Here is an 11,351-nt window from a genome sequence, read left to right as displayed (position 1 = left end):
CGTGCCCTCAGATTACGTCTATCACTCTGATTTCTGGTTTGAAGAGCCGGAAGAGTCCAACCCGTTTGCCGCTAAGGCCAGCTACTGTCATGGCTATGATGTGTATGGCCAGGTGATCGCCAAGGCTGGTTGGTTCGAGTATTTACTATTGATGTTCAAGGGTGAACGGCCCCGGCCGGATGAAGCTGTGCTACTTGAGAAGCTTGCCCTGGTTCTTGCCAACCAGGGCCCCAAGGAAGCAAGCATTCGTGCGGCTATGAACGGCGGCGTGGCTGCCACTAACCATAGCTCCGCACTTATGTCAGCACTTGCTGTTGGGTCCGGTCTGTATGGCGGTTCCCAGGAATTGGAGATCTGTATCCGCTTATGGGAAGAATGTGGTCAGGACGTGGATCGCTGGAAATCAAGGCTGCAGGCCCCAGAGGAAGATGAAAGAGCCGACATATGGCCCGCGATAGAACATCCTCCAGGGTTTGATCCTAACGGTGATCAGATTCCAACCACGCTCCTGCAGTCGCTGGAACTTTTGGTGCAGTTCGCGCCGAAAGACGGAGCGTTGCACTGGCTGCAAAACCAACGCGGGGCCTTGGAGGAGTTCTTCGGATGCCCGATATCCATAACATCTGTTGCGGCGGCGGCGTTCGTTGATCTTGGTCTGGATCGCGACCAGGGTAGCATGCTTTATCTCATGCTTAGGCTGCCCGGTGCAGCGGTCCATGCGTTGGAACAACGTAAAATGGGATGGAAGAAATTCCCATTTTATAGCTCCGCCATTGAACTGGAAGATGATCCAGGGCCGTTTAAACAGCGAGACGAGGAGGGCGGACGATGAACCATGAGCAGCTACTTGAAACAGAAAGTCACTGGCTGACCCGTATCGGAAAAGCCTTTCTGACAGAACGTGTGGTTATGCATGGTAAGGATCTCCACCATGAACTGGATCATCTGGAATGGCTGCATCTATACCTGTACTGCATTCTTGGGAAAGACCCAGGAGAAAATGTCGCTAAGATGCTCAACTCCTATTGGGTTGGCACCAGCTATCCGGATCCATCTATCTGGCCCAATCACGTTGCGGCTTTGGCAGGCTCCGTTCGAACAACACCGTCTTTGGGTCTCATGGCGGGATTAAGTATTTCGGAAGCCTCTATATACGGCCGTCGGCCAGAGGTTAGAGCCCTTGATTTCTTCTACAGAGCAGGTAGATGGTGCGATGAGGGAGGAATGTTAGAGGAATTCGTTGACCACGAAAAATCCTTAGGGCGAATTCTTTATGGTTATGGGCGTCCGCTCGCGACAACAGATGAACGCATTGCGTTCACATTGGATAAAGCAAAAGAGTACGGCTTCTCTGAGGGACGCTACCTCAAGATGGCGTTTTCGGTCTACGAACACTTGAACACGACGTACGGATACTCGATGAATGTGGCAGCTGTGCACGCGGCGTTAGCTGCTGACATGGGGTTTAGTTGCGAGGAGTACCAACTTATCCTAACCCCTTGCTTCGTAGCAGGAATGGCTCCGTGTTTCCGGGATACCAAAAGTCGCCGCGAAGGTAGCTTCTTCCCGATCCGCTGTGAAAGTATCGTTTACCATGGCAGGGAAAAAAGGCACTGGGAAGGTTAGGCAGTCAGTGCCCGGCTAAAAGCTATAGGAGAGTTCACCGACTACAGTGCGCCCCGGCATGGGGAAGTCATTTGGAATGGGTGGGGCAGGGTCAGCAAACGGGCTGGGGTCTCTCACGTCCTCGTCGAAAACGTTACGAACGGATAGTGAAAGATCCAGCCCTTGCCATAGCCCCCGGGTACGAAGGGTCATATCGACGGTGGTGTAGTCCGATACGGGCTCTCTTTGGTCGCCAGCGGCCCTTTTTTGCTTGCCCACCCAGTTTACCTGTGAGCTCAGCAACCATTGTGGTGATACCGTCCAGTCAACTCGGGTGTAAATCTGATGATTAGGGGCTTCGCCAACCGATTGCCCGGTGCCTTCGTCTTTTGCCGTTTGATAAGCGTAGTTCGCTTGCAATGACAGGTCTTCGTACACCTGATACGTCAACTCGAGTTCGCCACCGTGCCCGGTACGTTGGCCCGCATTTCTATATTGCGTGGCAATGAGCCCTGACATTGGGACCGCGTTAATAAGATCATCAATTTCATAGTAGAACAGGTTAACCCCGTAGAGCAGTTGGGCTGTAATCTGATGAGAAACGCCTATCTCGAACGTGTCGATGGTTTCTGCGTCAAGCTCGTCGTTACCCATGAACACCGGGTTATTGGCGACATATAGCTCGTTCAGTGATGGGGCCCGAAATGCCCGGCCATAGAGCAGCTTGGTCGTGATGTTATCGGTAGTTGCCCATATCAGGGCAGCTCTTGGGTTTAACGTGTTGCCGAAGTCAGAATAGTCGTCAAAACGAATGCCGCTGACCAATTGCCAGTTTTGTGCAAACTGCCATTCATCTTGAATGAACGCATAGTAGTTCGTGCGGTCTTCCTCAGGCATCCAGACTTCCGTTGGGTCATCAGACACATCCACTACACTGCCTTTGGGGCTGAAATCCGGGTTGAAGTTCTTGCGTTCAGTAACTTCATAAAGATCCGCCCACAAAGTACCAATCCCGGTGTGTATGCGGTGGTTTTCGAGGCCCCGATAAATAGCGTTCAGATCAAACCTAAACTGATTCTCTTTATAGCCGGGACTTCCAATCAGGCCCTCAGGGAAGTTTCCGTTAAACGCACCTGGTGGATAGAGAACGATGTCGTTCTCCGGATCCTGCGTTATATTGAAGTAAGAGACCCGTGCCTCGACATCAAGGCCTTCGGCCAGATCAGACCACCGATAACTGTAATCGGCATTCACACGTCGAGACGAGAACTGTCCTTCAGGATCCAACGCCTGCGCAACGCCTGGGCCGGTGCCGAGATTTCCTCTGTCCTGCAGGCCTGCCCGAAAAGTCCATTGCTGTCCGCTCAATTCGAATCGAGCATCTACTTGGTCGACACCTGTATTGACTGGGCCGGGGGCCAACGACGCTGACGTACCAAACGTTTCGTCGAAGTTGGTCTGCGCATCACGTTCTATGGATTCATCCCAACCATCCGTCGTTTGATATTCCAGTACTAGGCTGAGCCCCATATCGCCGATTTGGTGGCCCGACTCCAACCAGGCTCCCTGTGTATCAAAGCTGCCAACTCTGCCACCGACGGTTTGGTCGTTGATCGATTGATGGTTCTTTGTAGTGATATTAATGACACCGGAGTAGGCATCGGCCCCATAAAGAGCCGAGCCTGGGCCCCGAATGACTTCAATTCTCTCAATGGCCTTCACGGGCATACCGCCCCAGGCGTTGCCACGGTTCCCATACATCATGGTGGTTGTAGGAATGCCGTTGATAAGAAGAAGCGCTTGGGCGTTATTGCTGGAAGTAATGCCCCGAAACACGTATTTGGGCGAGAACGCCTGATCAGAGTGATTCACATGGAGCCCAGGCACTGTTTCAAGTACCTGGTCCAAGTCCGTGGCGCCCATGGCTGCAATATCGTCCGCATTAATGACCGAAGTGATTGCAGCGGCCTTATCGAGAGGTGTTTCGGTTCCAGAGGCGATTGAGACAACACGAATTTGACCAAGCTCTTCCAAGGGAATGTCCCAAAGGGAATCATCCGCGGCAACAACGATGGAAGAGGTTGAATAGCAAAGAACGGCGGCTACCACCCTCGAAACCACCTTGGGGCGTAAAGCTCTGCTTAGGGGCGATAGACGTTCCTGCATGCGCAATCTCAGCACTTTGCTCTTAGCATTATTTGAAACGATTCAGTCAACGATTGCACTCCGAGACCTGCTACTGACAAACCTGGCGGTCACACTGCCAAGGATGGCACATTTCTTAGCCAAACAGCGATGAAAAATGCAAGCTGAATAGGAGTTTAGCTGCATTCATCGTATAAGCAAGTCTTAAACGGCATGGAACCTAACGATACGATCAAACTCGCATTACTCGGCAGGAGGAGGGGAGCAGGGCGCCGCCGTGGCGTCCCAGTTGACCAGTTTATCTTCCAGTATCTGCGCAGTTACTGGTGTGCTGTTCTCGGCGACCGCTTTTTCAATAATGGCTTGGTACCTCCCGTTGTTGCGCAACGTCGCTAATCCATCATTGAACGCCTGCCTGAGGCCGGCTGACTCCGCGTTAAACAGCACGTGGTAAAACGCCTCCCGGAGTGGTTTGGGATGAAACGTCAGTTGATAAGCCTCGGAAGCAAACTGGTTTCTTATCATCGCTTCACCCACAACGGGGTCCATGGGAAACAAATCAATGCGACCAAGGAGCAGCTTCTTGAAATTAGCCGCGTCAGAAGTGGTGACGTCAGCGTCGACGAGACCACTCTCAATAACATCACTGAGTGTTTCGCCGTAACTGTAATCCTGTGTCAGACCAACTTTCTTTCCTTTCAACTCTACAAGGGCTTCCCAGTCAAAAGCCTCGGCAGCGCGGTGATAGAAAACGTATTGATAGGGCAGTAAAGGAGAAGAGAACAGGAAGTCACGGCTTCTTGATTCGGTGCAAGACCAGATCGCCGAGGCCTGATATTTTCCCGATTTGGTCATTGCCAGCGCCCGCGACCAGGGAAGAAATGCAAACTCTACGTCGACACCTTCGCTTTCAAAGGATTCACGAATAATCTGGGAGACAAAACCGCCACCAGGTAGATCTTCGCTCAGGTACGGCGGCCAGTGCCCGGTGCTGATTTTGATGGTGTTCGCTCCAAGCAACGTCGGACTAAACGACACAAATATCAGAATCATTAGGTGCTGTAGGTACTGAAAGTACCGGCATCTCTTTTGGCCTTTCATTTGTCCAAAATCCCGAAATTCCTGCGTTGGAGGATCCACATTTTATACCGTCATCAAACCTCGCAAACATGACAAAGCCATGTTTCTCGCAACATTATGTAAACGACAACCTGCGAAGAACCGTCACCAAGTGTTATAGAAACGTTATGTTTGGGGAGGAACCAAAGCCGGCACCTCTTGCTCTGATCCATTAATACAGATGGCTAATCCGATGAGAGGTTCCCATGACAAAATGGTTTATTGCGTTGCTTTTCTTACTGCCGTCGTTTGCCAGCGCCGCAGAGTGGACTAGTGGAACGAGTAAAACCGACGTTGTTGAGCTGTTTACCTCAGAGGGATGCAGCAGCTGTCCTCCCGCTGATCGTTGGCTGAGCTCCTTGAAGAGCAGCCCTGAGCTGTTCAAAGAATTCGTTCCAATGGCGTTCCACGTTGACTACTGGGATTACATCGGCTGGAAAGACCCGTTCGCAAAAGCTGCTTACAGCGAACGCCAGCGGAATTATGTGCGTGAAGGGCACGTTAGCCAGTCTTATACTCCGGGAATCGTTATCAACAACAAAGAATGGCGCCAATGGTTTCGAGGGCAACGAACCTGGACAGACGACACCAAACAGGTTGGGGTACTCAGGGCTAGCGTTAATGACAAACGCCGCTTTAAGGCGGAATTTGATGGCGAGAAGGCTGGCCAGTTGCATATAGCCATACTCGGTATGGGGTTAACAACATCCGTGAAAGCTGGAGAAAACCGCGGCCGGGAACTCACACACGATTTCGTGGTGTTGAAGTTAATAACAGTACCTGGAGAGAAAAACTGGACCGTTACACTTCCAGAGTTCCCCGAAAAAGGGCAGAAACGAAATGCCATCGCGGCCTGGGTAACACCCAACAATTCACAGACGATTCTGCAGGCAGTGGGTGGTTACGTCGATTAACGGCTAGCCGTAGTCGGTGTTTTATCTTTCAGCCTTGATGGCTCTCTTTATATAGCACACGAGCGAGATCTTCTGGCAAAGGCATCGGCGCAAACGGACTGACGTTCGCACGCCCGGTATTTCCAAGGGGAACCCATATGCGAGAAAACAACAATGCGGCGAACGTTCGAGTAAGCTGCCCAACGACTTCCCGCATGTCACGCGTACGCCAGCCGAGTTTGAGCATGCGAATGTGGGTCCTTGTGTGCGCCCAAGCATACTTCTGGCTCAGAATATGAGCTCGCTCAAGGTGGGCGAACGCCTTTGAAAAGTTACGCGACTCTTCAGCTTCGCACGCCGCGGTGAGTTCCACGTTATAAGCCTGTTTCAGTTCAGTTTTCATTTCAGAAATGCTCCCATTAAATCTGCGCCGTCAGTGGGTATCAAAAACCCTGTAGTAGATGCAGAGTCAATGGTTTGAAGAGGGTGGCTTATGGGAAGAGAGGGGAATTTGCCCGGGGCTGCTGTTCCTGCCTTTAAAGAGCTACGTACACCATTTAACATAATATACATTATGCGCAGTACTGTGCTTCAACCTTGGTAGAGATTTGACCACCGATGTTGTACTAAATCCGGCGCATGCCCGCCTCAGCAACGGAACTACCTCCTTGTCCAGATGATTAGGCTGGCATGTATCACGCCATTTTCACTACTGGATCCGGTACAGGAATCGTTCCTGGATCGAAAAGAGAAAGCCCGGAGACGTCATTGGCACTTTCGGAGCTTATGGCTTGTCGTACTCTGACGCAGAACTCCTTGAAGACTTTCGTGCGGTCGGTGCAGCGATCCTTGCAAACAAGCACTTTAGGGGTGCTTCGCGCAGATTCCGAGCCCTTCCTGAATCTCTGTCGCGCCCGCCCATTTCAGCCAATACCTGCCAGTTTTTCAACGATTCGTGGATTTATCCGTTATCGAGCGCGCTCTCATGTCTGAACCATTGCCTCTAGCGCCAGACTGATAACCACCCCCTGCCCGCCTCTGAAAAAACCTTTGCGATGACTTGTCATGAGGCTATGACGCTGAACACTGCGCTGGCTCTCGCTATGCGCTTTGAACCGACATGGAAATAGCAGTTGGCGAACGCGGTATTGCGCCCGACTTTTTGAACGTCCGTATGAACCTCAATCCAATCTCCTTTTTCTGCTTTGCCCACATAATCCACGGTCTGGCTCGTGGTAACGATTGGCGTCGGCGGCTCTGTAGAGAACGCTGCACTATACCCCATAGCAATATCAGCGAGAGTACCCAAAAGACCCCCGTGGACGATGCCCCGAGCGTTGCAATGTTTCTCCTCTGCGACCAGCCCAATAACCAGGCCAGCTGCGTCCACTTTCTGGTAAATAGGGCCGAGCAATTCAGTGAACGGGCTCGTGCGTGACAGCGGTTCAAATCCTTCTCGTACTGCATTCATGCTCGATTCCTTTTCTTTACTCTTAACGCAAAGCCTTGCGGCAATCTTGGAGCCGCGAAGCTTTGGAAAGTTGTCCGGCAATAGCGCCTTTTACGGCTTTTCTGTTTCTCAGACTACCTTGGACTGGCCGCTCAACGGAACGACTAGGCGGCCGAACCAGCCTGCTCATCTGACAGAATCTCTTGCGTAACGTTGTCGACGACGACAGGAGTTTCGAAGTACGTCACCAAAGGATCTGTGCCGTACTTCTCGCGCACAAAAGCGCGCCAACTTTCGGTATACATTGCCTCAGCTTCTTCCTGCGAGTTCCAGAGGTAGACACCACCGGCCGTGCCGCCATCTTGCGACAAGACGTAGCATTTACGATAAAGGCCAGCTACGTCCTGATACTTCGGAGCCGTGCTCAGAAAAATAATTCGTGCCTCTTCCTGCGTAATTGGCGTTGACAAACGAAACGTAGTAATAACGGTGATCATTGGAGTTGCTTCCTATATGGTAAATACCGTGAGTGACGCCCAAGTGCATGCAGTCAGCGTACGCTACCGCACAGATATTCTCGCTAGCCTATCTAGCACCCAAGTCCTCAGAAATGGTTTATCTGAATCACTTCGTCGCTAAGAAGTTTCGAGAGAATGGAGTTTCATCTTAAAATCTAATTGTTGAAAGGCTGGATTAGCTGGTTGATATTCTTTCCCACAATAAAAAATGAAGTAAATAATTGTTAGTTCTGTTAGAGAGTTGATTGTCGTATCAAGGTTTCCAAAAAGGCTTATAGGCTTCATTTACCAAAGTCCCTGGAGCGAGGCCGACATCTTTCTCAATCAGGGATATGTCCATGTTTCGAACTTTATTCCTTAACTGATGCCTGGTTCTGAATCTCGATCCCCACAACCTAACGGTAAGCCATATGAAATTCCCTTTTGAAGATATATAAGTAGTTAAAGCAGAGGCACTACTAAGTTGCAGATCGGAACCTTCAGCGTCAGATCTTTCCACGACTTTGTCCTTTTGTTTTTTATCTTATTTCCAAAATAAATGCATAGATCCGGCGGGTCCATCAATTGATTTTTCACGCATATTCAGTTTTTGTTGACGGGATTTCACTGGTTGTTTCTTTCGAGCTCGGTTATGGTAACGGTAAAGAAGCGGGTCTATGACTTAAGAGGCCGGCGGCTACTCGTCATCACCACCACACACTTTTGCCTCCGTGGTGTAGGTGCACTTTAGTCGTTGGGATCAGGTAGTACTAAGGCGTTAGTTTAGCTAGCCCTTTTCCCGACGTTCGCACTTTGCCAGAGAGGGGAATGTGATGAATATTCAGGTCGACAAACTTAGATCTTTTGTTCTGATCGCTGAAGAACGTAACCTGACGAAGGCTGCGGAACGCCGGTTTTCGACGCCAGCAGCGGTCAGCGCTCAGATTCGTCAACTCGAAGACGTCACCGGGTTAAGACTTTTTGAACGTACCTCGCAGGGCATGTTGCTAACGGAAGCTGGTCAAAGAATGCTGCCGCTGGCCTATCGAGTTATTGGTGACCTCGAAGAGTTTAAGTCCACGGCTAAGGCGGTGGCATCCAGCACAAGGAAGCGGCTGCTGCTAGGTCTGAATGCATTACCCGAATTGCTGAAAATGGACTCGATTTTGAAGGCTGTTTCAGCTTCGTTGCCTGATGTGTCTCCAGTCATCAAGACCAGTAATTCATTGGCTATTCAGGAAGATGTGTTCCGAAGACAATTGGACGCCGGATTTGTATACGGTGGCCGGGACCATCCCGAACTGTACCGGGAAGAACTCGGCCATATTGACGTAACCGTTATTGCGCCGGCCTCCAGCGACATCGAACAGCTTCCCGATCGGTTGGGAGAGCTGGCGAGCTTGCCCTGGGTGTTTCCGGCGGAACATTGCCCTTACCATCAAATGTTGAAGAAAATGCTCGGCGATGATAATGATCAAATACATGTTGTTGCCACTTCCGACGACGAATATTCTACATTGGCTATGGTTAGATCCGGTATGGGATTAGGCGTACTTGAACGCCAGCTTGCCACTGCGTCCGCCGCGCGCGGCGATATCCAGATTGTCGCCAGGGACAGAATGAAATTGCCAATTTACCTGGTGGCGAGAAAAGACCGTTACGAAAGTATTGAAGAGTTGGCGCTTTTTTTTAACCTGGTTCGTGAGCACTGGTCAATCAGAGGCTGCAACACTTGCCTCTCCCAGGAGAAGTTGGATGGTGTGCTGATTTAGTTAGCAGTGTCCGGAATCATTGAACCACTGCACAGCCAGTGGTATATCGGTTGCGGGCAGGAATTTTACCTCCGATCAATTCAGGGTAAGTCTATCCCCAATCTCTTCCAACAGAATTTTGATTCGCGTCACTCGCCTCAGATCTCGGTGCGTAAGCATCCACAATCGTGTTCTCGAAAGATAAGATCGGTTGAACCACCAGAACAAACGTAACGAACCCACCAATCAGCTGCATCAAACATTTGTTAATAGCAGTCGTATATTAATAGATGGATTCCGTACTGCTCCGATTCATATATTTGAAGTTCAAGCTTTCAAGGAGCAAATTATGAAGATCCTCGCCATGCTAGTGGTTGCATTAGGTATCGGAATCGCAGGCTGCGACCAATCGATTGAAATCAATACCGCTGGAACCGATCGCTCGGATACGAACTGGTACATTGCTGATGGAGAAATAGCAACACAACTCAACGGCTCAACTGAGTATGTTGATTTTACACTAATACAGAAACGTTCGAGTGGCTCTGTTGTTTCCGGTTTCGTTCTATACGATGTGCATCATCGCGGATACAACATGCTGATACATCGAAGAACAAAAACTGAGGCAGGTCTGATAGAAAGCTGGAGCTTCCACGAAATTCAAAATGGAAAATCAGAGGTTAGCTGTATGGAGTCACTCAACGACTACTTTACCCTTCCTGCCACCCTTAGAATGGTTGCCTGGACTCATGCCCCTTTCGACAACATTGTAGCTCCCAACGCCCACCCTACGATAAGCACTTGGACAAAAGGGGAAATACCCGTAGTAAACTCCAGTCTATTCAAACTAGAGCAGAAAATAGACCGGATAACCCGGATGCCGGAGAACTTCAGGCTGTGGTCATCAACCGGAAAAGTCGTTCAAATGGGAAAAGTTACGCAAATGGCCCTGATTGATCAGCTATACATGCCTGTGAGCATTAAGATCGTAACAAATGAACAGGAGGTCAGTGTCATGCTTCGAAATGGTGCCGTATTAAGTAACACAGAGAGCGCTAACGGTATCGAGGCTTATCGTCGATATATAGAATCACCAACCGCAACCTGTGTCTCCCCACATTTTTCAAATGACCAGTTGAAACAGCTCTAGATGAGTTATGCTGCTGGGCAAGCATCTAGTCACGATTCTCTGCGGTAAAGCGTCCTGAATAATAACCATCATAAAAAAACCCGGCCAAAGGCCGGGTCCCCTAACAAGGACACGCTATGACTCTTGAGATCTGGATAACCTTTGTATCTGTGGTCTTCATCTTTGCCATCATCCCCGGGCCAACTGTGATCTTGGTGCTTGGTCAGTCTATCAGTCACGGGAAAAAATCTGTTATTCCACTGGTTTCTGGCGTTTTAATTGGTGACTTGGTGGCAATGACGTTGTCCTTGATTGGTCTAGGTGCTGTTTTAGCGACTTCAGCGACGCTTTTCCTGATCCTAAAATGGTTTGGGGTTGGGTATCTGGTTTACCTTGGTATAAAAGTCTGGCGCGAAGTGCCTCAGCGTGATTTGCCGTCGTTATCAGCTCCAGGGATGTTATCAGCGAACCTGTTCAAGTCCTCTTTTCTCGTTACAGCACTGAACCCAAAGGATATTGTCTTTTTCGTTGCTTTTTTTCCTCAGTTTGTTAATCCCGAAGTACCGGCTGTTCCACAGCTACTCATATTAGTGGTGACGTTTTTGAGCGTCGTCTCGATATCCATTACATCATTTGCGCTCTTCGCCGGGGCAGTTCGCCATAAGATTCAAGGCCTCTCGGCCCGAAGACGGCTCAATAGACTGGGAGGCATGGCAATGTTTGGCGCTGCTGCGTTTACATCAACGATGCAGCGAAGTTAAG

11 protein-coding genes are annotated in these 11,351 nt (G+C 50.1%); 6 read left to right on the top strand and 5 right to left on the bottom strand.

Annotated features, from left to right (window positions below):
- Position 1: 1 nt before the first annotated feature.
- Positions 2 to 832: a citryl-CoA lyase gene (locus tag JJO78_RS08310; RefSeq protein WP_273623316.1), complete on the top strand. Its 831-nt coding sequence runs from the start codon at positions 2 to 4 to the stop codon at positions 830 to 832.
- A complete protein-coding gene (locus JJO78_RS08305; protein WP_199480890.1) occupies positions 829 to 1,626 on the top strand; it encodes a citrate/2-methylcitrate synthase in 798 nt (265 codons plus the stop codon). The genes JJO78_RS08310 and JJO78_RS08305 overlap by 4 nt, the downstream gene beginning before the upstream one ends.
- 15 nt (positions 1,627 to 1,641) lie before the next feature.
- Here the strand turns inward: JJO78_RS08305 and JJO78_RS08300 are convergent, their stop codons facing one another.
- Together JJO78_RS08300 and JJO78_RS08295 are read right to left on the bottom strand one after the other, a co-directional pair.
- A complete protein-coding gene (locus JJO78_RS08300; RefSeq protein ID WP_265091764.1) occupies positions 1,642 to 3,771 on the bottom strand; it encodes a TonB-dependent receptor plug domain-containing protein in 2,130 nt (709 codons plus the stop codon).
- Between the two features lie 222 nt (positions 3,772 to 3,993).
- Positions 3,994 to 4,803 carry a substrate-binding periplasmic protein gene (locus JJO78_RS08295; protein WP_273623315.1) on the bottom strand — a complete coding sequence of 270 codons (810 nt, stop codon included), beginning with the start codon at positions 4,801 to 4,803 and terminating at the stop codon, positions 3,994 to 3,996.
- 272 nt (positions 4,804 to 5,075) lie between these two features.
- On the opposite strand from JJO78_RS08295, the gene JJO78_RS08290 reads away from it, so the two are divergent.
- Positions 5,076 to 5,783 (top strand): DUF1223 domain-containing protein, encoded by a 708-nt coding sequence (locus JJO78_RS08290; RefSeq protein WP_273623314.1) that lies wholly within the window; start codon positions 5,076 to 5,078, stop codon positions 5,781 to 5,783.
- Positions 5,784 to 5,811: 28 nt separating this feature from the next.
- Here the strand turns inward: JJO78_RS08290 and JJO78_RS08285 are convergent, their stop codons facing one another.
- From JJO78_RS08285 to JJO78_RS08275, 3 genes are all read right to left on the bottom strand, one after another.
- Positions 5,812 to 6,165, bottom strand: coding sequence for a DUF3703 domain-containing protein (locus JJO78_RS08285; RefSeq protein WP_273623313.1), 354 nt, complete (start codon positions 6,163 to 6,165; stop codon positions 5,812 to 5,814).
- Between the two features lie 660 nt (positions 6,166 to 6,825).
- The gene (locus tag JJO78_RS08280) at positions 6,826 to 7,233 is read right to left on the bottom strand and encodes a PaaI family thioesterase (RefSeq protein WP_228209668.1); all 408 of its coding nucleotides are present in this window, start codon (positions 7,231 to 7,233) and stop codon (positions 6,826 to 6,828) included.
- Between the two features lie 143 nt (positions 7,234 to 7,376).
- Positions 7,377 to 7,709, bottom strand: a complete 333-nt coding sequence (locus JJO78_RS08275) for a YdhR family protein (protein WP_228209667.1) — start codon at positions 7,707 to 7,709, stop codon at positions 7,377 to 7,379.
- Between the two features lie 833 nt (positions 7,710 to 8,542).
- Here JJO78_RS08275 and JJO78_RS08270 point away from each other — a divergent pair.
- The 3 genes from JJO78_RS08270 (at position 8,543) to JJO78_RS08260 (ending at position 11,350) form a co-directional block, all read left to right on the top strand.
- Positions 8,543 to 9,481, top strand: a complete 939-nt coding sequence (locus JJO78_RS08270) for a LysR family transcriptional regulator (RefSeq protein ID WP_151982197.1) — start codon at positions 8,543 to 8,545, stop codon at positions 9,479 to 9,481.
- 328 nt (positions 9,482 to 9,809) lie between these two features.
- The gene (locus JJO78_RS08265; RefSeq protein ID WP_228209666.1) at positions 9,810 to 10,610 is read left to right on the top strand and encodes a hypothetical protein; all 801 of its coding nucleotides are present in this window, start codon (positions 9,810 to 9,812) and stop codon (positions 10,608 to 10,610) included.
- A 116-nt stretch (positions 10,611 to 10,726) separates the two neighbouring features.
- Positions 10,727 to 11,350, top strand: a complete 624-nt coding sequence (locus tag JJO78_RS08260; protein ID WP_228209665.1) for a LysE family translocator — start codon at positions 10,727 to 10,729, stop codon at positions 11,348 to 11,350.
- Position 11,351: the final 1 nt, after the last annotated feature.

Source organism: Marinobacter sp. DS40M6, from assembly GCF_028581595.1.
In the GTDB taxonomy this organism is placed as follows: Bacteria; Pseudomonadota; Gammaproteobacteria; order Pseudomonadales; family Oleiphilaceae; genus Marinobacter; species Marinobacter salarius.
The sequence above is the reverse complement of the archived record's forward strand: the minus strand, read 5'-3'. Positions and strand labels throughout refer to the sequence as shown.